This window comes from Nocardioides hankookensis (assembly GCF_042658885.1).
Lineage (GTDB): Bacteria > Actinomycetota > Actinomycetes > Propionibacteriales > Nocardioidaceae > Nocardioides > Nocardioides hankookensis.
Genome location: NZ_JBHSRJ010000009.1, coordinates 1 through 20,846, shown reverse-complemented (window position 1 = coordinate 20,846; position 20,846 = coordinate 1). Strand labels below are relative to the sequence as shown.

Here is a 20,846-nt window from a genome sequence, read left to right as displayed (position 1 = left end):
CGTGCGATGACTGACCACGACGGGTACGACGACGCCGCGCGCGAGCGGATCGTCGAGGAGCCACCCAAGCGGGTGGACGCTCCGGTCCGTACGCCGTTCGAGCGCGACCGGGCCCGCGTCGTCCACGCGGCGGCGTCGCGCCGGCTCGCTGCCAAGACCCAGGTGGTCGGCCCGCAGAGCGACGACTTCGTGCGCAACCGGCTGACCCACAGCCTCGAGGTCGCCCAGGTGGCGCGCGACCTGTCGCGGGCGCTGGGCAGCCAGCCCGACATCGCCGAGACCGCCGCGCTCGCGCACGACCTCGGTCACCCGCCGTTCGGCCACAACGGCGAGCGGGTGCTCGCCGAGGTCGCCCGGGCGTGCGGCGGGTTCGAGGGCAACGCCCAGACCCTGCGGCTGCTGACCCGCCTCGAGGCCAAGACCGACGGAGCCGGGCTCAACCTGACCCGGGCGACGCTGGACGCCTGCACCAAGTACCCATGGCGGGTCACCGACGCCGGCGCGGACGGCAAGTTCGGCGTCTACGACGACGACCTCCCGGTCTTCGACTGGATGCGCCGAGGTGCCGTCGGCACCCGGAAGTGCCTCGAGGCGCAGGTGATGGATCTCGCCGACGACGTCGCCTACTCCGTGCACGACGTCGAGGACGGCATCGTCGCCGGCCGGGTCGACCTGACGGCCCTCGACACCGGCGCGGTCTGGCAGGTCGTGCGCGACTGGTACCTCCCCGGCGCCGACGACGATGTCCTCGACGCCACCCTCGCCGGGCTGCGCGAGGTGGGCAGCTGGCCGAGCGCGCCGTACGACGGGAGCCGCCGCTCGCTCGCGGCGCTCAAGAACCTGACCAGCGACCTGATCGGCCGGTTCTGCGGCGCCGTCCAGCACGCGACCTTCGCCGCGAGCGACGGCCCGTTCGTGCGGTACGCCGCCGACCTGCTCGTTCCTGACCAGGCGCGCCTCGAGATGGCGGTCCTCAAGGGGATCGCCGCCCACTACGTGATGCGCACCGACGACCGGATCGCGCTCATGGAGCGGCAGCGCGAGCTGCTGCGGGAGCTCGTCGAGACCCTGGTCACGCGTGGCCCGGACGCGCTGGACCGGCCGTTCGCCGACGACTGGGCCGACGCTCCCGACGACGCGGCGCGATTGCGGGTCGTGCTCGACCAGGTCGCGTCGCTGACCGACCAGAGCGCGGTCACCTGGCACCGACGGCTCTGCTGAGTGCGTCCTCGGCGGGGCAGGCGACGTCGGGCACGACGCCGACGCCCTCCCAGTTGGTGCCCGTCACCGCGTTGACGGACCGGGCGATCGGCACGTGCAGCTGGAGGTGGGTGGTGAGGTCGAAGGCCTCGCGGGGGTGCGCGCCGCCGCCGGTCGTCTCGCCGACGACCCGCGCCCGGCCGAGCGACTGCAGGTCGTAGGCGAGCTCCTCCCCGCCGCTGAAGGTCCGCGCGCTGGTGAGCACGGTGACAGGGACGTCCGACGGGACCTTCGGGGACACCGACGGGGTGGTCCACGACGAGGTGACGGTGCCGTCGCGGTGGACCAGGTCCTGCAGGTGCACCGCCTCGTCCCCGGTGAGGTGGCTGACGAGCAGCGCCACCGACTCCGGCACCCCGCCGACGCACCCACGGAGGTCGATCACCAGCCGAGCCGCTCCCCGCAGCAGCGTGAAAGCAGCAGCGGCGGCCGGGGCGAGGTGCTCCGGCGACAGGATGACCGGGCCGACGACCAGCAGGCCGGTGTTGTCCTCCAGGCGGCGTACCTCGCAGATCCCGGGGCCCTGCACCAGCGCCATCTCGGCGAGCCAGGCGGTCACCTCCGCCTCGTCCTGGTCGGGCGGTACGCCGTCCGCGTAGTGGCGCACCCGCAGGTGCCGGTCGCCGTTCACCGACTGCAGGGCCGTCGTCAGCGCGGCGGCGTCGCTCTCGGAGTCGCCCTCGAGGTCGACGGTCGCGAGCGCCGTCACGATCTGCTCGGCGGTGTCGGGGAAGACGTAGTGGGTGCGGACCAGGTCCTGCACGAGTGAGATGTTCATGGGAGCAGTCCAGCCGGACCTTGACACAAGCGTCTACTTCTCTTGACGCTTGATCCGTGACCGACCCGATCCCCGTAGCCACGACCGCCCAGCTGCGCGCCTTCGAGCACCCGATGCGGCACCGGATCTGGCGGGAGGTCGGCACCGACGGGGCGACCGTCAGCCAGCTCACCCACCGCCTGGCCACCAACAAGGGCAACGTCGCGCACCACGTGAAGGTCCTGGTCGCGGCCGGGTTGCTGGCGCCCAGTCGCACCCGCACGGTGCGCGGCGGGACGGAGCAGTACTACGTCACCGCGGTGCCGCGGCTCCGGCTGCCCGACGGCACCGACGCGACCCGGGCGATGTTCGCGACCATCGCCGAGGAGGTCGACGCGGCCAAGGAGCCCCTCGTCAACCACCGCACCCTCCGCCTCACCCGGCGCCAGGCCGAGGCACTCAGCCGCCACCTCGAGCGGGTCGTCCAGGAGCTCGAGCCGGCGGGGGAGCGCGAGGCGTCGTACGGCGTCCTGGTCAGCGTCTACCGGCGCTGACTCCCGCCACTAGGCTCCGAGCGTGACCGAGCGACTCGTCTGGCTGCCGTTCGAACCCTCCCTGCTGGGCGACCCGCCGGCAGGCCTCCGCTACGAGGTCGTCGACCCGACCCGCGAGGTGCCGGACAGCGTGGGCGACGTGCGGTTCTACGTGCCGCCGTACATGGTCGGACCGAAGGTCGCGGACGTGCTGGCGCAGATGCCGAGCCTCGAGGTCGTGCAGACGCTGACCGCCGGCGTCGACAACGTCCGGTCGGCAGTCCCCGACGGCGTCACGCTCTGCAACGGCCGCGGTATCCACGACACCTCGACCGCGGAGCTGGCGCTCACCCTGATCCTGTCGAGCCTGCGCGGCATCCCCGACTGGGTGCGCGCCCAGGACCGGCACGAGTGGCGACCGGGCTGGCGCCCCGCGCTCGCCGACAAGCGCGTGCTGCTGGTCGGGTACGGCGCGATCGGCGAGGCGATCGAGCGCCGCCTGCTGCCCTTCGAGGTGGAGGTGACCCGGGTCGCCCGCAGCGCCCGCGACGGCGTTCACGCGATCACCGAGCTGCCGCGGCTCCTCCCCGACGCCGACGTCGTCGTGCTCGTCGTCCCCCTCACCGACGAGACCCGGGGCCTGGTCGACGCGGCCTTCCTCGCCGCGATGCCGGACGGCGCCCTGCTCGTCAACGTCGCCCGCGGGCCGGTCGTCGACAACGACGCGCTGCTCGCCGAGCTGAGTACCCAGCGGTTGCGGGCCGCCGTCGATGTCGTCGACCCGGAACCGGTGCCCGCGGACCACCCGATGTGGGACGCGCCCGGCCTCCTGGTCTCGCCGCACGTCGGGGGCGCGAGCAGCGCGATGTGGCCCCGGGCCCACCGCCTGGTGCGCGACCAGCTGCACCGCTACGCGGCCGGCGAGCAGCTGGTGAACGTCATGTCCGGCGACTACTGAGCTGACCGTAGACTCCGCCACGTGGCCGGCCGGATTCGCGACGACGACATCGCCGAGGTGCGCGAGAAGGCGCGCATCGACGACGTGGTGTCGCAGTACGTCACGCTGAAGAACGCCGGCGGCGGCTCCCAGAAGGGGCTCTGCCCCTTCCACGACGAGAAGTCCCCGTCGTTCCACGTCACCCCGGCCCGTGGCTTCTACCACTGCTTCGGCTGCAACGAGAGCGGCGACGTCATCAGCTTCCTGATGAAGATCGACGGCCTCACCTTCACCGAGACGGTCGAGCGCCTCGCCGACAAGTACGGCGTCCAGCTGCGGCGCGAGGAGGGTGACGCCCGCGAGGAGCAGCGCCCCAAGGGCCCGCCGCGGCAGCGCCTCATCGAGGCCAACAAGGTCGCCCAGGAGTTCTACGCCGAGCAGCTCGCGACACCGGACGCCCTGGTCGCGCGCCAGTTCCTGGCCGAGCGCGGCTTCGACCAGGAGGCCGCGGCGACCTTCGGCATCGGCTTCGCGCCCCGTGAGGGGGAGGCGCTCTTCAAGCACCTGCGTGGCCGCGGCTACACCCAGGAGGAGACCGTCGAGGCGGGCCTGGTGGCGATCGGTCGCTCGGCGTACGACCGCTTCCGCGGCCGGCTGCTCTGGCCGATCCGCGACGCCCCGGGCGACACCATCGGCTTCGGCGCGCGGCGGATCTTCGACGACGACCGCATCGAGGCGAAGTACCTCAACACCCCCGAGACCCGGATCTACAAGAAGAGCCAGGTGCTCTACGGGCTCGACCTCGCCCGCCGCGAGATCGCCCGGTCCTCGCAGGCCGTGATCGTCGAGGGCTACACCGACGTGATGGCCTGCCACCTCTCCGGGGTCGGCACGGCGATCGCCACCTGCGGCACCGCCTTCGGCGACGACCACGCCCGCGTGCTGCGACGCTTCCTCAACGACCACGAGGAGTTCCGCGGCGAGGTGATCTTCACCTTCGACGGTGACGCCGCCGGCCAGAAGGCCGCGATCCGGGCGTTCAGCGGCGACCAGAACTTCGTCTCCCAGACCTACGTCGCCGTCGAGCCCGACGGCCTGGACCCGTGCGACGTACGCATCAAGAAGGGCGACGCCGCGGTCCGCGAGCTGGTCGCCCGGCGGGTGCCGCTCTACCGCTTCGTGCTGTCCAACATCGTGGGCAAGTACGACCTCGACCGCGCCGACGGTCGCGTCGACGCGCTGCGCGAGAGCGCCCGCCTCGTCTCCAGCATCCGCGACAAGTCGAAGGTCGACGCCTTCGCCCGCGAGATCGCCGGGATGATCGGCATCGACATCGACGAGGCCCGCGCCGAGGTGCGCCGGGCCGCAAACCGCCGTCCGGGCCAGGAGCCCGCGGCCACGACGGCGACCCCGCCGCCGCGCAGCAACGTGCCCGACCTGCGCGACCCACGGTTCGCGCTCGAGCGCGAGACGCTCAAGCTCGTGGTCCAGCACCCGATGACGATCGGTCGGTCGACCTCTGAGATCGGCCCCAACGACTTCACGCACCCGACGTACCGCGCCGTCTGGGAGCTGGTCGCCGCCGCCGGCGGCCCGGGTGCCGGCGCGGGCGACCCGGGGTGGGGCACGAAGCTGCGCGACGCGGCGACCGACCCCGAGGTCTCCTCGACGATCGGGGCACTGGCCGTCGAGCCGCTCAAGAAGGAGCCGGACGCGGCGTACGTCGCCGAGCACGTGATCCGCCTGATGGAGCTCACCACCGCGCGCCGGATCGCGGCGATCAAGTCCAAGCTCCAGCGCACCAACCCGGTCGAGCAGCCGGAGGGGTTCAACAAGATGTTCGGCGAGCTCGCCGCCCTCGAGGCGCACCGCCGGGCCCTGCGCGACCGGCTCGCCGGGCCGCCGTCGTGAAGTGGCTGTCATGAAGTGGAGGCCAGCGGTCCGCGTCGAGCGGGGTGAGAAGCTGCTGGCGCACGCCGCGGCTGCGGAGGGGCGCATCGGCGGGTCGCGCGACGCCCTGTACGTCGTCCGCCCTCTCGGGAGCGGCGCGCTCGAGGAGACCGTCCGGATCCCGTGGGAGGACGTGCAGTCGGCCGACTGGGACCAGGACTCCTCGACGCTGCGCGTGGTCGAGGTCGGCTCCTGGGGCGAGCAGCGACCGGAGCACCTGCTGACCCTGGAGGAGCCGGGGCTGCTGCTCCAGCTGGTCCGCGAGCGCGTCACCGCCAGCATCGTCCTCCAGCGCCACGTCGCTGTCTCCGGTCGCCGCGGCGTCCGCGTCATCGCCCGCCGCGCGCCCAACGGCCAGCACCCGGTGCAGTGGATCTACGAGTACGACGAGGGCGTCGACCCCGCCGATCCCGCCGTCCAGGCGGCGGCGACCGAGGCCCTCGAGGCCGCCCGCGCAGACGTCGGCGTCGACTGACCACCTCAATTTTTCGTTGTGGCGACCGATTGCTAATCTGTGCGGGCTGCACCGATCCCCTGTAGCTCAACTGGCAGAGCATTCGGCTGTTAACCGGAGGGTTGTTGGTTCGAGTCCAACCGGGGGAGCCAGCACACGAAGGGCCCGTCTCATCGCGAGACGGGCCCTTCGTCGTACCCCGACCCGCGTGATCCGGTCGCCGGCCGGGTACCGCCGGCCCATGAGCTACTCGCTGAGCCGTGCCCTGTCGGTCGCCACTGCCGCGTACGGCGGCTACGCCCTTGCCCAGCCGGGTCACCTCTGGCAGGCGCTGCAGGCGGACCGCAAGCACCAGGAGGGTCTCGAGCTGCTCGCCAGGACGTACGGCGTCCGCGACCTCGCCATCAGCAGCCTCGGCATCCTCGGGCGCTCCGACAAGACGGTCCGAGCCGCGATGATGCTGCGCATCGCCATGGACCTCGGCGACGCCGCCCTGCTCTCCACCCAGACCGAGGATGCCGACGTACGCCGCAAGGTCCTTGCGGTCACGCTCGGCTGGGCCGGCCTCAACGCGCTGGCGCTCGCGATCGACACGGCGCGGGCCCGCTCGTAGGCAGCCGTGGGCGAGGTCCGGGTCGGCATCTCGGGCTGGACCTATGCCGGCTGGCGGGGCGACTTCTACCCGCGAGGCCTGCCTCATCGGGCCGAGCTCGCGTACGCCGCGGAGCGCCTCGGGTCCGTCGAGATCAACGGGTCGTTCTACTCGCTGCAGCGGCCGTCGTCGTACGAGACCTGGCACGACCAGACCCCGGACGACTTCCTGTTCGCCGTGAAGGGCGGCCGGTTCGTCACGCACATGAAGCGGCTGCGCGACGTCGAGACGCCGCTCGCCAACTTCTTCGGGTCCGGTGTGCTGGCGCTCCGCGCCAAGCTCGGTCCGGTGCTCTGGCAGCTGCCCGCCGACCTCGCGTACGACGCCGACCGGATGGCCGGCTTCTTCCGGCTGCTGCCCCGCACGGTCGGGGAGGCGGCGGCCCTGGCCCGTCATCACGACGCCAAGCTGCCCGAGGGCCGGTCGTTGACCCGAGCGCCACGCGGCCTCGCTGACCGACCGATCAGGCACGCCCTGGAGTTCCGTCACGAGAGCTTCTGCGCCGACGAGGCGTTCGCGCTGCTGAGGGAGCACGACGTCGCCACCGTCGTCGCCGACTCGGCCGGTCGCTGGCCGCACGCGGAGGCGGTCACCAGCGACCTCGTCTACGTCCGCCTGCACGGCGACCAGGAGCTCTACACGAGCGGCTACTCCGAGGCTGCGCTCGACGCATGGGCCGACAAGATCCGGCGCTGGTCAGCCGGCGCCGACGTCGTCGTCTACTTCGACAACGACGCGAAGGGCTTCGCCCCGCACGACGCCGAGGCGCTGATCGACCGGCTCGGCTAGGAGCGCTCGGCCAGCAGCTCCGCCTTCTGCTTCCGGGTCCGCTGCAGGTCCAGCATCGCCGCGGCGGCCGTCGCCACGGCCTCCGCCTCCCGGGCGTCCGCCTCGGCGTCGGCGAGCGGGTCGTCGCCCGCACCGACCGTGCTCGCCTCGGCCGCCTCCTCGCGCACCTCGCGGTCGTCGAGGACGGCCTTCTTCACCTGGCGCTTGGTGTCCTTGAGCGACGCGCGCAGCGCGGCGGTGCTCATGGTCTCGGCGAGCTGGCGTCGCTGCACCTCGGGGTCCCAGCGCACCGACGGCCACTCCGGGTCCATCTCCACGAGCGTCTGGGTGAGGATCTCGGTGATCGCGAGCCGGCTGTACCACTTGTGGTCCGCAGGCACGACGTACCAGGGCGCGACCTCGGTCGACGTACGCCGGAACACGTCGGCGTAGGCCTCCTGGTAGTCGTCCCACTTGCGCCGGGTCGGCAGGTCGTTGGTGCTGTACTTCCAGCGCTTGTCGGGTCGGTCGAGGCGCTTCATCAGTCGCTGCCCCTGCTCGTCGTGGCTGACCATCAGGCCGAACTTGAGCACCGTGGTGCCGCTGGCCACGAGCTCGGCCTCGAAGTCGTTGATCTCGTCGTACCGCTTCTCCCAGACCTCGGGCGGCACGAGCCCGTCGACCCGGGCGATGAGGACGTCCTCGTAGTGCGAGCGGTCGAAGACCCCGATCAGGCCCGGCTTCGGGAGCTGCTCCTTGATGCGCCACAGGAAGTGGTGCTCCTGCTCCTCCGGGGTGGGTGCGCCGAAGGAGCGCAGGGCCACGCCCTGCGGGTCCACCTTGCTCATCACGTGCCGGGCGACGCCGCCCTTGCCGGCGGTGTCGAGGCCCTGGACGACCACCAGCAACGACCGGCTGCCGCCCGTGCGCCCCTCCGCGAAGAGCCGCTCCTGCAGCTCGCTGAGCAGCTCCCCGCGTGCTCGGCCGTGCTTCTTCGCAGACTTCTTGCCGGACCCCCAGCCGGGGGTGGCGTCGCGCTCCATGTCCCCGAGGTCGAAGCCCTCCTCGGCGCGCAGCGCGTCGCGGGGGTCGTCCTCCCAGGCGCCGTTGGCCTTCGTGCTCATCCTCAGGTCCTCTCTCCGGGGCGCGGACGTCCGTCGGGGTCGAACAGGACGTCGTAGAGACGGGGCGCCCAGAGCAGCTGGGCGCGGGTCAGCTCCGGGGTCGAGAGGCGGCGCAGCTGCCCCGGCGGCCGCTGGTGCTCGTGTGGAGCTGCGGCGAACGCCGCCGCCTGCTCGCTCACCCGGCGCCGACGCCGGTCGTGACCGGGCACGCTGCGGCTGAGGGACTTCGGCACCGGAACCGGTCGGCGCGGACGCTTGCCCGCGATCCGCCCGCGTACGCCGGTCAGCGTGTCGAGGCCCACGCCGTCGTACCAGCGGTCGAGCGCGTCGGCGGAGGCGACCATCGCGTCGAAGAGCTCGTGCGGGTCCTCAGGCACCTGGTCGGGCTCGCAGCCGAGGTGCTCGGCGACCAGGGTGCGCAGCAGGACCCGGGGGAAGGAGTCCGCGGGTGCGGGTTCGTCGAGGTCACCACGGTCGTCGACGACGGTGCAGGCGATCTCGCTGTCGCTGGTCCACGACCGGCGGTTGAGGTTGTCCGAGCCGACGCTGGCCCAGCGCTGGTCGATCACACAGGTCTTGGAGTGCACGTAGACCGGCAGCCCGCTCTCGTTGGTGAGGCCGAAGACGGCGACCCGGTCGCCGCCCGCCTCGAGGATCTTGCGCATCGCCAGCGCGCGACCGTAGAGCTGCGGCACCTCGACGGCCGTGCCTTCACGGTCGGGGACCATCGGCAGCACGACCACCAGCCGCAGGTCCGGCCTGGCACGCAGCGCGCCGGCGAAGTGCTCGCCGACCTCCTCGGACCAGAGGTACTGGTCCTCGACGTACACCAGGCGCTCGGCGTTGGCGATCGCCTTGGCGTTGCCGAGCATCACCGACCGCTCACCGTGCGGAGCGAAATCGAAGGACTTCGGGTAGATGACCGGGAAGGTGCGGATCACCTGGACCGTCTCGTGACCGCCGGCCCGCGGTGGCGGGGGAGGGGACTGCGGCCCGAGGGGCTCGGGGCTGAGGTCCTCCCGATGGACCAGGCTCGAGAGCAGCCGGCCCGGGTTGACCGTCAACGGCGTGCTGTCCTCCCAGCGCTCCCGGAAGGTCGTCTCGACGTCGTGGACCGCCGGCCCCTGGATCGCGACCTGGACGTCGTGCCAGGCGGGAGTCGGTCCGTACGCGCGCGCCATGTCGACCGCCTGGCGGTCGCCCTGGTGCTTGGCGTCGTCCCGTCGTCCGTTGCAGAGGTCGATGCCGCCGACGTAGGCGATGTCGCGGGCCGGGTCGTCGGCGTGCCTGATCACGACGAACTTCTGGTGGTGGGCGCCGCGGGTGCGCACCCGCATGTCGCGCAGGCACTGCCCGCCCGCGTCGCCGATCGCGTCACCGAGCTGCCGGTGCCGGTCGGCGCTGTAGCCGAGCCGGTGCCAGTGCGAGCGCCACAACAGGCCCCGGACGTCGACCCCGCGCCGTACGGCGTCGACGAGCGTGTTGTCGAGCGTCGCGCGCGGGTCGTCGGTGAGCTGCTGGTCCGGGTCGCCCTCCCAGTCGGCGAAGTAGAGACGATCGCCAGGCCCCAGAGCGCTGATGCGGTCGTAGAGCTCGGCGAAGTAGTCACGACCGTGGACGAGCGCACGCACGCTGTTGCCCGTGCTCCACGCCGTCCCGTCACCGCGCACCGCATCGATCGCGGTGTGCGGGTTCTCCCTCTCCCGGCTCTCGAGGAGCCACTCCCTCACGTCCACGGCGCAGAGTCTGCTCCACGGGAGGTCCGGCAAACCTGCCGGGTTTGCGTCGGCCCCGCGCTGCGCAGGATGCGATGCATGGGAGGCATGGAGGGGCACCCGACGCGGCTGCGACGGCTCACGCGCGCCGTCGTGTACGCCGTGGCCGTCGCCGTACCCCTCGCCGTCCTCGCGTTCCTGGTGAGGACGAAGTTCGACCCGCTCGCCGACCTCGACCAGCGGGTCAGCGTGGCGGCCACGGACCTCACCCGCTCCCACGACGAGCTCCTCTCGCTCGCCCAGGCATGGGAGCTGATCAGCCAGCCATGGGTCATGTACGCCGTGGTCGGCGTCCCGCTCTGCCTGCTCGCGTGGTTCCGGTTCCACCTGCGCACCCGAGCGATGTGGGCGCTCGCGACGATGGCGACCGGCTGGCTGGTCGCCGTGGCGCTCAAGCTGCTGGTGCAGCGGGCCCGCCCCGCGATCGAGGACCCGTTCGCCGTGCACCACGGCTACTCGTTCCCCTCCGGTCACGCCGCGAACAACGCAATCGTCGTGACGGTCGTCCTCCTCCTGCTGCGTCCCGTGCTCGGCGTCACCGCTCGCCGCGTGCTGCTCGCCGTCGGCGTGCTCTGGGTGCTGGTCACCTGCGTCGACCGGCTCCTCATGGGCGCCCACTACCTCTCCGACGTGACGGCCGGCGTGCTCCTCGGGTGCGGGCTCGTCGTCGCGTCGTACGCCGGCTACGTCGGCTGGAGCCCACCGTCCACCCCCGCGACCTCGAAGGAGAGCAGCGATGACGTTCCTCACCCGGTGGGATGACGACCAGTCCCGCCCGACGCTGAAGGAGGCCGGGCGCGACCTCGCGCTCCGCGTGCTCCTCCCGATGACCGTGTGGTGGCTGGTCGTCCTGGCGATCGGCTGGTCGATCGCCGACGGACCGCTGAAGGACCTCGGCATCAGGGAGGAGCGGTTCAACAAGTGGCTGGCCTCCGGGCGCACGTCGCTCCTGAACGACGTCACGCTCTTCTTCTCCTGGACCGGCGCGACCGTCAGCATCATCGGTGTCTGCGTGGTCGTCGTCGCGATCGTGTGGTGGCGCACCAAGCAGTGGTGGTTCGCGGTGGTCCCGTTGATCGCCATCTCCGCGCAGGCGCTGGTGTTCTTCTTCACCACGCTGCTCATCGACCGCGAGCGGCCCGACGTCGAGAAGCTCGACGACTCCCCGCCGACCTCCAGCTTCCCCAGCGGGCACACGGGAGCGGCGACCGGCCTCTACTTCACGCTCGCGCTGATGGCGCTGCGGATCAAGCATCCCGCGCTGCGCGCGGTCGTCGTGACGGTCTGCCTGGCGGTCCCGTTCTGCGTGGGCTCGGCCCGGCTCTACCGGGGCATGCACCACCTCAGCGACGTGATCGTGGCGATGCTCAACGGGCTGCTCGCGTGCGTCCTGGCCTGGGGCTGGCTGCGGCGCGACCCGGCCGCGCGCAGGCATGACGACGCGGAGCGCAGGGTAAGCATCCCTGCGGGGACGGAGACGTGAGGGAGACCATGACTCAGCAAGGCATGTCCACGCACGTGGACCGGGCGACCACGGCCGCCAAGGGAGCTGCGAGCAAGGCCGGGGACCACCCGGTCATCGAGTGGGGCGCTCGCCTCGGCTACGCCGCCAGCGGGGTCCTGCACCTCGTGCTCGCCTGGCTGACCGTGCAGATCGCGACCGGGTCGGGCGGTCAGGCGAGCCAGTCCGGCGCGCTGGCCACCGTCGCCCGGCAGCCGTTCGGGATGTTCCTCCTCTGGGTGCTGGCGATCGGGTTCACCCTCTTGGCGCTGTGGCAGGTCACCGAGCTCTTCACCGCCCGGGAGGCCTTCGACAAGGCCAAAGCCGGCGGCAAGGCGGTCATGTACGCCGCGCTCGCCTACACGGGTTACGTGTTCGCCCTCGGCGGGCGCACCTCCAGCAACAAGCAGACCAAGGACTTCACCCGCACCCTGATGGAGGCGCCCGCGGGGCGCGTCCTGGTCGGCGCCGTCGGCGTCGCGATCATCGGCGTGGCGCTCTACCACGTCTACAAGGGCTGGAAGAAGAAGTTCCTCGACGATTTCCAGGAGCACCCCGGCCACTGGGCGGTCGTGGCGGCCAGGGTCGGCTACATCGGCAAGGGCATCGCGCTCGTCGCGGTCGGCGTCCTCTTCGTCGCCGCCGCCATCCAGCAGCACATCGGCAAGACCACTGGTCTCGACGGTGGCCTCAAGTCCTTGCGTGACCTGCCCGCCGGCCCGGTGATCCTCGTCGGCATCGCCCTCGGCCTCGCGGCGTACGGCGTCTACTCGTTCGCCCGCGCCCGCTACGCGCGGGTCTGAGGGCAGGAGCTGTCGTGACGCAGGACTCCAAGATCATCGTCGTCGTCAACCCGACCAAGGTGGATCTCGACGACGTCCGCGACTCGCTGGCCGAGGCCGCCCGTGCGGCCGGCGTGCCCGAGCCGCGGTTCGTCGAGACCACCGAGGACGACCCCGGCTTCGGGCAGACCCGGTCCGCGGTCGAAGAGGGTGCCGACCTCGTGTGCGCGCTCGGCGGGGACGGCACCGTGCGCGCCGTCGCCCAGGAGCTCGTCGGCACCGACGTCCCGCTCGGGCTGCTGCCCGGCGGCACCGGCAACCTGCTGGCGCGCAACGTCGGCGGGGGAGTCGACGCGATGGAGGACGCCGCGCGCACGGCGTTCACCGGGCGCGACCAGCGCATCGACGTCGGCTGGCTGGTGCTGGATCCCACGAGCGACCAGCTCGAGGGGATCCCGTCGGCCGCCGACAACGTGCACTGCTTCACGGTCATGGCCGGCGTCGGCTTCGACGCCCAGATGATGGCCGACGCCCCGGAGGGGGTGAAGGACAAGGTCGGCTGGGCGGCGTACGTCGCCAGCGGCGGCCAGCACCTGACCGATCCGCCGTTCTCCGTCGACCTGGTCGTCGACGGCGAGCCGACCGGAGCGCAGAAGGCTCGCACGGTCGTCGTAGGCAACTGCGGTGAGCTGACCGGCGGCATGGTGCTGCTCCCGGACGCGCTCTTCGACGACGGGCGTCTCGACGTCGCCACCGTCAGCCCGGAGAGCCTGACGCAGTGGATCGGGGTGGCCGCCCGCGTGCTGGCCAACCGCGACGACGGCCCGGCGCTCGAACGCTCCGCCGGCGTCGACGTGACCCTTGCGGTCGACCCGCCCCAGCTCTGCGAGGTGGACGGTGACGTGCTCACCGAGGCGTCCACGATCCGCTTCGTGCTGCAGCCGAGCTCTCTGGTCGTCCGCGTCGCCGCGGACGGCTGATCCCGGTCGAGATCACCGGCCTGCCGTCAGTAGGGTGTGCGAGCACCTGGGGCGGTAGCTCAGTCGGTTAGAGCAGAGGACTCATAATCCTTGGGTCGTGGGTTCGAGCCCCACCCGCCCCACCGACCGTGGACGTGCGGACGGCCCGCCGGAGTTCCGTGGTCCAGCGGGCCGTCTGGCACCCCCCAAGGTGTCGGCCCGCTGGAGTCTCGGGTCACCAGCGGGCCGTCAAAGACCGTACGGAGGCCGGTACGGCGCCCGAGGGCCGTTGAGGAGTTCTTGCGGGTGCGGTCCAGTCGGCTGGGCCGACGGGCTAGCGTCGAGGGATGGAACGCCGCCGCCGGCACCGCGCCTACTTCTGGCTGATGGGCACCTGCGTGGTGCTCATCCTCCTGGCGTGGAACGTCGTGCGCCTCTGGTCCACGACCGCCGCGATCGTGATGAGCGTCGTGGCGGCGCTGATCCCGCCGGTCGCCGCCTTCGTGGGCAACCAGGGTGCGCTCGACGAGTCGGCACCGTCGGCGGGCGACGAGGAGCGCTGAGACCTACTTCGAGGGCTGCGGGACGTTGACCTCGCAGTCGACCTTCGGGTTCGCCCCGAAGTAGTTCAGCGGTCCGGCGACGATGGTCAGGGCCGTGTCGCCGGTCGACTTGCAGCTGACGTCCCGGTCGTCACCGAAGTAGCCGCGCTGCACGGCAGCGAGCACACCGATGGCGAGCCAGACGAGGACGACGAGCCCGATGATGGTCTTCATGACCCTTCCGTACCCGGCACGGACCGGGCCGAACCTCGGGGGCGGGCGTCAGGAGCTCGTCGAGTACGTCGCCTGGTAGGCCAGCAGGGCGGTCCGACCCGCCTCGAGGTCGCGCTCGAGCTGGTCGGTGAGCTCGACCGCACCCTCGGTCGACCCGGTGTCCGCGACGAGCTCGATCAGCTGGGCGGTGCGGCCCGCGGCGGTGACGCCGAGGTTCAGCGCTCCGCCGGCCAGCTTGTGCGACACCTGCTTGAGGACGGGGGCGTCCGCGTCCGCGATGGCCTGCCGGATCGCCTCCAGCGTGCCCGGCGTGTTGTTGACGAAGTTGCCGATCGCCCGGTCGAGGTAGGCCGTGTTGTCGGGGTCGAGGTCGCGCAGCTCGTCGAGCCGGTCGGTCGCCAGACCGTCGATGGGGGAGTAGGCACCGTTCTCAGACACGCTCCGCAGCGTACGGCGTGGAGCGACGCTCTCGCCTCCCAGCCATCGCTCGAGGACGCTCGCCAGCGCGCTCGGGTCCACCGGCTTGGTGAGGAAGTCGTCCATCCCCGCGGCGAGGCAGCGCTCCCGCTCGCCCTCGACCGCCGCCGCCGTCATCGCGATCACCGGCACGTGGACGGTCTCCTCGGCGCGGATCGCCCGGGTCGCGGCGTACCCGTCCATCCGCGGCATCTGCACGTCCATCAGGACGGCGTCGTAGCCGCCGGCGCGCATCTCCTGCACCGCCACCAGCCCGTCGTCGGCGGTGGTGGCGGCGTACCCGAGCGCCCGCAGCAGGCCGACCGCGACCATCTGGTTGACCGGGTTGTCCTCGACGACGAGCACCCGGTGCGTGATCGTCGGCTCGGCCGTCCGCCGGGGTACGCCGTCCGGTCGCGGGTCGCGGTGGGCGATCTCACGCAGCATCGTCGTGCGCAGCTCACCGGCCAGCGTGGGCTTCGTCAGGCACGCCACGATGCCTGCCTCGTCGAGCTCCTCGGGGGTCGGCGGGCCGGACGAGGTGAGCATCACCAGCCGCACGTCGGCGTTTGCGGCGTCGGCGTGCAGGGCGCGCGCCAGGTCGAACCCGTCCCGTCCCGGCATCGACATGTCGAGCAGGACGGCATCGACCGGGTCGCCTGCGGCCCGTGCCCCGGCGACGGCGGCCTCGGCCTCCTCGGCGCCGGCCACGCTGGACGAGCGCACCCGCCACCGGGCGAGCTGCTCGGCGAGGATCAGGCGGTTGTTGTCGTTGTCGTCGACGACCAGCACGTGCCGGTCGGCGAGCCACCTGCGGGCGTACTCGTCGTCGAGGTCGACGCCGTCACCGAGCGGCGCACCCAGCTGGGCGGTGAACCAGAAGACCGTGCCGCCCCCGGGGTTGGGTCGCAGGCCGATCTCGCCGCCGAGCGCCTCGACGATCTCCCGCGAGATCGCCAGGCCGAGCCCGGTGCCGCCGAACCGGCGCGTGGTCGACGCATCGGCCTGGGTGAAGGCCTCGAAGAGCGTCTCCACGTCGCCGTCGACGATCCCGACGCCGGTGTCGGTGACGCTCACGTGGAGCACCGTCCCGCCGTCGGCACCCGGGGTGGCGGTGGCGCGGATGAAGACCTCGCCGTGCTCGGTGAACTTCACGGCGTTCGAGCCGAGGTTCGTGAGCACCTGGGCGAGCCGCGTCGGGTCACCGCACAGCACCTCGGGCACGTCCGGGTGGCACGCGACGATCAGCTCGAGGCCCTTGGTCCGCGCGGCCTCGCCGAGCATGCTCGCGACCTGGTCGAAGACTGCCCGCACCTCGAAGTCGAGACGCTCGAGCTCCAGCTTGCCGGCCTCGATCTTCGAGAAGTCGAGGACGTCGTTGATGATCCCCAGCAGCGCCCGGCTCGCGACCTGCACGCCGGTGGCGAGCCGGAGCTGGTCGGCGCTCAGGTCACCGCGCAGCAGCAGGTCGTTGAGCCCGATCACGCCGTTCAAGGGGGTGCGGATCTCGTGGCTCATCGTGGCCAGGAACTCCGACTTCTGCCGGGACGCCTCCATCGCCGCGTCCCGCGCATCGGCGAGCGCGCGCTCCGCGTGCTCGCGCGCGGCGACCCGGCCGAGCTCGACGGCGACCTGCTCGACCATCGCCTGGATCATGTCGAAGCGGTAGAGCGGGGGAGCCGACGTGATCGTCACGACCGCCTCCACCTCGTCCCCGACCGAGACCGGGACCGCGAGGGTGAGGCGCGAGTTGCTCCACAACGACCGGTGCTCGCGGAACGCGCGGTTGGCGAGCTCGAGCTCCATCGCTGACTCGTCGGGGGTCGCGAGGTCGGCGTCGCGGTCCGCGCCGGTGAGGTGCAGCGGTACGACGCCCGCACCGTCCTCGTCGGGGACGAAGGCCCGGCCGCGCTCCCAGTCGTCGTGCAGGAGCACGAGGTGCTGCGCCTGGCCGAGCACCTCGGTGAGCGTGCTCGCCTCGTTGGCCGCGATCGCGACCGCCTGCATCAGCGCGTTCTGCCGCACCTGGTCCTCGAGCGCCAGGTCCGCGAGCTTCGTCTCGGTGATGTCCTGGTGGGTGCCGGACATCGCCACCACGCGACCGGTCGCGTCCGCGGTCGAGACCCCGCGACCGCGCGTCCACACCCAGCCGCTCTCGCCCTGCACGCGGACCACGAAGACGAACTCCGAGGGCAGCTCGCGCGCGCCACCCACCGCCTCGTCCACCAGCCTCCGGTCGTCCGGGTGGACGATCTCGAGGAAGTTGGCGTAGGTCGCCGGGAACGAGTCCGGGTCCAGCCCGTAGAGCGCGCACAGCTCGGCGGAGGCGTAGATCTCGTCGGTCGTCACGTCCCACTGCCAGCTGCCCAGCCGGGCGATCCGGTGCGCCTCGGCCAGCTGCTCGCGGCTCTCGCGGAGCTCGTCGAGCGCGCGCCGGCGACCGCTGTAGTCGCTGATCCGGTGCGTGAAGCCGACGATCTCGCCGTCCGGCCCGCGCAGCTCGCGCTCGCTGACGATCACCCAGAGCGAGGTCCCGTCGCGACGCCAGAAGAGGACGTCGACGTCCTCCCCGTTGCCGCCCTCGCGCTTGAGGACGTCGAGGTGCTCGCTGAACTGGACGCGTCCAGGCTCGTCGAGCGAGTCGTAGACCGTGACGTCGGCCATCTCCTCCGCAGTGGCGCCGTACAGCTCGCACATCGCCGCGTTGGCATAGATGGTCCGACCGTCGAGGTCGCACACCCAGAACGCATCTGGCGACCGCTCGACGATGTCCCGGTACAGCGCCGCCAGCTCCATCGAACCCTCCCGCCCCAACGATAGGGGGCAGCGGTCAGCTCTCGCCCGCGATCAGGAAGTTGCCGTCGGTGCCCTGGAGCTGGAGGGTCACGTCGTCGCGCGACTTGCTGCCGTCGTTGTGCAGGTACTCGACCGTGTAGCTGATCGTCATCGCGTCGGGATCGGGGTCGGCCGAGATGAGGTCGGCGGTCTGGTAGCCGCCCCAGAACTTCTTGTACTGCCCGAACCCGCCGCTCGCGTCCTGGAAGTCCGGCGTGAGCATCGTCCACGAGCTCTTCGGGTCGGTCGTCACCGTGGCCAGGTAGTCCTCGATGAAGTTCTCCATGCCGTCGGCGGTCACGGCCGATTCGGTCGACGGCGGCGGTGATGACGCGGGAGCAGACGTGCTCGGCGTCGTCTGTGGATCGGCCTCGGAGCCGGGGTCGTCGTCGGAGCCCAGGATCCAGGCGATCACGACGACGACCACCCCGACGACGCCGAGCACCACGAGCGGGAGCGCCGCGCTGCGGCGCCGGGTCGGGGGTGGCGTCGGCGCCGGCGCGGGGACCGGCGGCACCGCCGTCGACATCACCTGGGTCGAGCTCGCGTCGGCGGCCGCCACAGCTGGTACGCCGATGGGCACGGCACGCGGGAGCGGGGCCGGTAACGGTGCGGACGGTCCGCCCGCGAGGAAGTCACGCACGTCCGCCATCGACCAGCGGTCCTCGCCCTCCTGGGCCATCGTCGCCAGCAGCATCGGCGCGAGCCAGCCCGCTGCGGGGCCGAGCCGCGGCGGCTCCTCGTGCACGATCCGGTAGAGCGCCCCCAGCAGGTTCTCGCCGACGTCGTACGGCGGGCGCCCGGCGAGCGCGTGGAACGTCGTCGCGCCGAGCGACCACACGTCGCTGGCCGCCGTCGCCTGCTGGCCCGAGGCCACCTCGGGGGCCAGGTAGGCCGGCGACCCGGTCACCAGGCCCGTCTGGGTGAGCGAGGCGTCCGCCTGCGCGCGGGCGATGCCGAAGTCGGAGAGCTTCACCTGGCCGTCGGGCGTGACCAGGATGTTCGAGGGCTTCACGTCGCGGTGCACGATCCCGGCCGCATGAGCCGCGGCGAGCGCGTCGGCCGCCTGCCGGAGCAGGGGTGCCGCCTGGTCGGGCGTGAGCGCCCCGTCGCGCCGGACCAGCTCGGCCAAGGTCGTCCCGGCGACGTGCTCCATCACCAGCCAGCGGTCGGCGCCCTCGGTGACCAGGTCGTAGACGGCCACGACGTGGGGGTGGTTGAGCCGTGCCGCCAGGCGGGCCTCACGCTCCGCGCGGTCGAGGTCGAGGTCGTCGTTGCCCGGCCCGAAGCCCACGCGCTTGAGCGCGACCTCGCGACCCAGGACCTCGTCCTGGCCGAGCCAGACGGCGCCCATCCCTCCGCGCCCGATCTCGCGTTCGAGCGTGTACCTACCAGCGATCAACGATCTCCCCTTCCAACCCACGAGCGTAGTCAGATGACCCCATGGCACGCTTGACCCGCACGTTCCGACCGGAAAGGTTCCCTGTGACCGTCGATTCCACCCTCCTCGACGACCTCGAGTGGCGCGGCCTGATCGCCCACTCGACGGACCTCGACGCACTGCGCGAGGCGCTGTCCGCCGGGAGCGTGCGGTTCTACGTGGGCTTCGACCCCACCGCCCCGAGCCTGCACATGGGCAACCTCGTGCAGATCCTCACGGCGCGACGTCTCCAGGACGCCGGTCACACGCCGTACGCCCTCGTCGGCGGTGCGACCGGGATGATCGGCGACCCACGCGACTCGGGGGAGCGGACCCTCAACACGCTCGACACCGTCAAGGACTGGGTGGAGCGCGTACGCCGCCAGATCGAGCCGTACCTGTCCTTCGAGGGCGACAACGCCGCCACGATGGTCAACAACTACGACTGGACCGCCAGCCTCTCGACGATCGACTTCCTGCGCGACATCGGCAAGCACTTCCCGGTCAACCGGATGCTGGCCCGCGACGTCGTGAAGAGCCGGCTCGAGGCGGGCATCAGCTACACGGAGTTCAGCTATGTGCTGCTCCAGTCGATGGACTTCCTCAACCTCTACCGCGACCACGGCGTGACGCTCCAGTTCGGCGGCTCCGACCAGTGGGGCAACCTCACCGGCGGCGTCGAGCTGATCCGCCGTTCCGACGGTGGCAAGGCGCACGCCTTCGCGACGCCGCTCGTGACGAAGAGCGACGGCACCAAGTACGGCAAGACCGAGGGCGGCGCGCTCTGGCTCGACCCGGACATGATGTCGCCGTACGCCTTCTACCAGTTCTGGCTCAACGTCGAGGACGAGAAGGTCGGTGAGCTGCTGCGCATCTTCACCTTCCTCACCCGCGCCGAGATCGAGGAGCTCGAGGCGCAGCACGCCGAGAAGCCGTTCCTGCGCGCCGGACAGCGCGCGCTGGCCGAGCAGGTCACCTCGATCGTGCACGGCGCTGAGGAGACCGAGCGCATCAAGGCGGCCTCGGCCGCCCTGTTCGGCGGGGGAGACCTGTCGACCCTGAGCACCGCGACCCTGGGTGCGGCGCTGCGCGAGGCCGGCTCGGCCACCGTCGACGGCGATCTCCCGATGCCGAGCGTCGTCGAGCTCCTCGTTGCGACCGGACTGGCGAAGAGCAAGGGCGAGGCGCGGCGCACGGTGTCCGAGGGCGGGGCCTACCTGAACAACGCGCGCGTCGAGGACCCCGACCAGGTACCCGGAGCGGACGACCTGATCGGCGGGAGCTGGCTGGTGCTGCGCCGCGGGAAGAAGAGCTTCGCGGGCGTCGAAGTCCGCTGAAGGGCCTCTGACCTGCGCAAACGTGGATGTGCGCGCCGTCACGTTTGCTCGATTTGAACTACCGCGCGACGTCCCCTAATGTTCTCCGAGTCGCCAGGGAGCGGCGGGAGGCAAGACCGGTCAGGTCGGGCCTCCGGCCCCGGCGGACATCTGCACCACTCACTCACCTTTCCGGTGGCGAAGCGCGCTTCAGCTGAAGCCCTCCAAAACTGGCGAGATTGTTGTGTGCGTGGACGCAGATGAGGCGGAAAAGCCCGGATTTGCACCGGGGGAAAACAATCCGCTAAGTTTAAACCACTGCCCCGGACGGGCCGGCCGAAAGCCGTTCTACCGGAATGCAGCTGATGTTTGAGAACTCAACAGTGTGTCATAGTCGACGAATTAGTTTGTATCCCGTCTTCTGTGTCTTCGGTCCTTCGGGGCTGTGGATGTGGTGACGGATTTCTTTGATGAACGATGATTCTGACAACTTGTCAGTTTCGTTTTTTGTCGGGGTTACTTTTTGTTTTCAACGGAGAGTTTGATCCTGGCTCAGGACGAACGCTGGCGGCGTGCTTAACACATGCAAGT

General features: G+C 71.4%; 18 protein-coding genes, 2 tRNA genes, 1 rRNA gene and 1 pseudogene. 16 read left to right on the top strand and 6 right to left on the bottom strand.

Features of this window, described 5'->3' with window-relative positions; all coding sequences use genetic code 11:
• Nucleotides 1-6 precede the first annotated feature (6 nt).
• Complete coding sequence (locus ACFPYL_RS19535; RefSeq protein WP_379158224.1) at nucleotides 7-1,221, top strand: deoxyguanosinetriphosphate triphosphohydrolase; 1,215 nt, start codon at nucleotides 7-9, stop codon at nucleotides 1,219-1,221.
• Here ACFPYL_RS19535 and ACFPYL_RS19530 read toward each other — a convergent pair.
• Nucleotides 1,196-2,038, bottom strand: a complete 843-nt coding sequence (locus tag ACFPYL_RS19530; RefSeq protein ID WP_379158221.1) for a S41 family peptidase — start codon at nucleotides 2,036-2,038, stop codon at nucleotides 1,196-1,198. The two genes, ACFPYL_RS19535 and ACFPYL_RS19530, sit on opposite strands and share 26 nt — an antisense overlap.
• Nucleotides 2,039-2,094: 56 nt before the next feature.
• Here ACFPYL_RS19530 and ACFPYL_RS19525 point away from each other — a divergent pair, with 56 nt between their 5' ends.
• The 7 genes from ACFPYL_RS19525 to ACFPYL_RS19495 all read left to right on the top strand — a co-directional run bounded on the left by ACFPYL_RS19525 (nucleotide 2,095) and on the right by ACFPYL_RS19495 (nucleotide 7,332).
• Nucleotides 2,095-2,571 (top strand): helix-turn-helix domain-containing protein, encoded by a 477-nt coding sequence (locus tag ACFPYL_RS19525; protein ID WP_379158219.1) that lies wholly within the window; start codon nucleotides 2,095-2,097, stop codon nucleotides 2,569-2,571.
• A 22-nt stretch (nucleotides 2,572-2,593) separates the two neighbouring features.
• Complete coding sequence (locus ACFPYL_RS19520) at nucleotides 2,594-3,508, top strand: 2-hydroxyacid dehydrogenase (RefSeq protein WP_379158216.1); 915 nt, start codon at nucleotides 2,594-2,596, stop codon at nucleotides 3,506-3,508.
• A 21-nt stretch (nucleotides 3,509-3,529) separates the two neighbouring features.
• The gene (gene dnaG / locus ACFPYL_RS19515; protein WP_379158213.1) at nucleotides 3,530-5,398 is read left to right on the top strand and encodes a DNA primase; all 1,869 of its coding nucleotides are present in this window, start codon (nucleotides 3,530-3,532) and stop codon (nucleotides 5,396-5,398) included.
• A 10-nt stretch (nucleotides 5,399-5,408) separates the two neighbouring features.
• Nucleotides 5,409-5,912, top strand: a complete 504-nt coding sequence (locus tag ACFPYL_RS19510) for a hypothetical protein (RefSeq protein ID WP_379158211.1) — start codon at nucleotides 5,409-5,411, stop codon at nucleotides 5,910-5,912.
• A 55-nt stretch (nucleotides 5,913-5,967) separates the two neighbouring features.
• Nucleotides 5,968-6,043 (top strand) — tRNA-Asn (locus ACFPYL_RS19505).
• Nucleotides 6,044-6,132: 89 nt separating this feature from the next.
• The gene (locus ACFPYL_RS19500) at nucleotides 6,133-6,504 is read left to right on the top strand and encodes a hypothetical protein (RefSeq protein ID WP_379158208.1); all 372 of its coding nucleotides are present in this window, start codon (nucleotides 6,133-6,135) and stop codon (nucleotides 6,502-6,504) included.
• Nucleotides 6,505-6,510: 6 nt separating this feature from the next.
• On the top strand, nucleotides 6,511-7,332 hold the full coding sequence (locus ACFPYL_RS19495; protein WP_379158205.1) for a DUF72 domain-containing protein: 822 nt from the start codon (nucleotides 6,511-6,513) through the stop codon (nucleotides 7,330-7,332).
• A 248-nt stretch (nucleotides 7,333-7,580) separates the two neighbouring features.
• Here ACFPYL_RS19495 and ACFPYL_RS19490 read toward each other — a convergent pair.
• Nucleotides 7,581-8,435: pseudogene (locus ACFPYL_RS19490) on the bottom strand (PPK2 family polyphosphate kinase); the annotation flags it as partial.
• Between the two features lie 2 nt (nucleotides 8,436-8,437).
• Nucleotides 8,438-10,171, bottom strand: a complete 1,734-nt coding sequence (locus ACFPYL_RS19485; protein WP_379158202.1) for a phospholipase D family protein — start codon at nucleotides 10,169-10,171, stop codon at nucleotides 8,438-8,440.
• A 78-nt stretch (nucleotides 10,172-10,249) separates the two neighbouring features.
• Here ACFPYL_RS19485 and ACFPYL_RS19480 point away from each other — a divergent pair, with 78 nt between their 5' ends.
• From ACFPYL_RS19480 to ACFPYL_RS19455, 6 genes are all read left to right on the top strand, one after another.
• Nucleotides 10,250-10,972, top strand: coding sequence for a phosphatase PAP2 family protein (locus tag ACFPYL_RS19480; protein ID WP_379158199.1), 723 nt, complete (start codon nucleotides 10,250-10,252; stop codon nucleotides 10,970-10,972).
• The gene (locus ACFPYL_RS19475) at nucleotides 10,947-11,693 is read left to right on the top strand and encodes a phosphatase PAP2 family protein (protein WP_379158196.1); all 747 of its coding nucleotides are present in this window, start codon (nucleotides 10,947-10,949) and stop codon (nucleotides 11,691-11,693) included. Before ACFPYL_RS19480 ends, ACFPYL_RS19475 begins: the two co-directional genes overlap by 26 nt.
• Nucleotides 11,694-11,716: 23 nt before the next feature.
• Entirely contained in the window at nucleotides 11,717-12,514 is a 798-nt protein-coding gene (locus tag ACFPYL_RS19470; RefSeq protein ID WP_379158194.1) for a DUF1206 domain-containing protein, read from the top strand.
• A 14-nt stretch (nucleotides 12,515-12,528) separates the two neighbouring features.
• Nucleotides 12,529-13,473, top strand: coding sequence for a diacylglycerol/lipid kinase family protein (locus ACFPYL_RS19465; protein ID WP_379158191.1), 945 nt, complete (start codon nucleotides 12,529-12,531; stop codon nucleotides 13,471-13,473).
• A gap of 48 nt (nucleotides 13,474-13,521) precedes the next feature.
• A tRNA-Ile gene (locus tag ACFPYL_RS19460) sits at nucleotides 13,522-13,595 on the top strand.
• Between the two features lie 204 nt (nucleotides 13,596-13,799).
• On the top strand, nucleotides 13,800-14,015 hold the full coding sequence (locus tag ACFPYL_RS19455) for a DUF3099 domain-containing protein (RefSeq protein WP_379158188.1): 216 nt from the start codon (nucleotides 13,800-13,802) through the stop codon (nucleotides 14,013-14,015).
• A 3-nt stretch (nucleotides 14,016-14,018) separates the two neighbouring features.
• Here ACFPYL_RS19455 and ACFPYL_RS19450 read toward each other — a convergent pair whose 3' ends face one another.
• From ACFPYL_RS19450 to ACFPYL_RS19440, 3 genes are read right to left on the bottom strand one after another with little or no spacing between them, the layout of a single operon-like run.
• Nucleotides 14,019-14,228 (bottom strand): hypothetical protein, encoded by a 210-nt coding sequence (locus ACFPYL_RS19450; protein ID WP_379158185.1) that lies wholly within the window; start codon nucleotides 14,226-14,228, stop codon nucleotides 14,019-14,021.
• A gap of 48 nt (nucleotides 14,229-14,276) precedes the next feature.
• Complete coding sequence (locus ACFPYL_RS19445; RefSeq protein WP_379158182.1) at nucleotides 14,277-17,480, bottom strand: response regulator; 3,204 nt, start codon at nucleotides 17,478-17,480, stop codon at nucleotides 14,277-14,279.
• Between the two features lie 34 nt (nucleotides 17,481-17,514).
• Nucleotides 17,515-18,921 (bottom strand): serine/threonine-protein kinase, encoded by a 1,407-nt coding sequence (locus tag ACFPYL_RS19440; protein ID WP_379158179.1) that lies wholly within the window; start codon nucleotides 18,919-18,921, stop codon nucleotides 17,515-17,517.
• A gap of 83 nt (nucleotides 18,922-19,004) precedes the next feature.
• Here ACFPYL_RS19440 and tyrS point away from each other — a divergent pair, with 83 nt between their 5' ends.
• A complete protein-coding gene (gene tyrS, locus ACFPYL_RS19435; RefSeq protein WP_379158176.1) occupies nucleotides 19,005-20,276 on the top strand; it encodes a tyrosine--tRNA ligase in 1,272 nt (423 codons plus the stop codon).
• Between the two features lie 508 nt (nucleotides 20,277-20,784).
• Nucleotides 20,785-20,846, top strand: a 16S ribosomal RNA gene (locus tag ACFPYL_RS19430); the annotation flags it as partial.

Excerpts from the sequence above, each read along its gene's own strand:
- ACFPYL_RS19475 (WP_379158196.1), top strand. The coding sequence starts at position 10,947 with ATGACGTTCCTCACCCGGTGGGATGACGACCAGTCCCGCCCGACGCTG.
- ACFPYL_RS19535 (WP_379158224.1), top strand. The coding sequence starts at position 7 with ATGACTGACCACGACGGGTACGACGACGCCGCGCGCGAGCGGATCGTC.
- ACFPYL_RS19450 (WP_379158185.1), bottom strand. The coding sequence starts at position 14,228 with ATGAAGACCATCATCGGGCTCGTCGTCCTCGTCTGGCTCGCCATCGGT.
- ACFPYL_RS19510 (WP_379158211.1), top strand. The coding sequence starts at position 5,409 with ATGAAGTGGAGGCCAGCGGTCCGCGTCGAGCGGGGTGAGAAGCTGCTG.
- ACFPYL_RS19480 (WP_379158199.1), top strand. The coding sequence starts at position 10,250 with ATGGGAGGCATGGAGGGGCACCCGACGCGGCTGCGACGGCTCACGCGC.
- ACFPYL_RS19455 (WP_379158188.1), top strand. The coding sequence starts at position 13,800 with ATGGAACGCCGCCGCCGGCACCGCGCCTACTTCTGGCTGATGGGCACC.
- ACFPYL_RS19530 (WP_379158221.1), bottom strand. The coding sequence starts at position 2,038 with ATGAACATCTCACTCGTGCAGGACCTGGTCCGCACCCACTACGTCTTC.
- ACFPYL_RS19470 (WP_379158194.1), top strand. The coding sequence starts at position 11,717 with ATGTCCACGCACGTGGACCGGGCGACCACGGCCGCCAAGGGAGCTGCG.
- ACFPYL_RS19445 (WP_379158182.1), bottom strand. The coding sequence starts at position 17,480 with ATGGAGCTGGCGGCGCTGTACCGGGACATCGTCGAGCGGTCGCCAGAT.
- ACFPYL_RS19500 (WP_379158208.1), top strand. The coding sequence starts at position 6,133 with ATGAGCTACTCGCTGAGCCGTGCCCTGTCGGTCGCCACTGCCGCGTAC.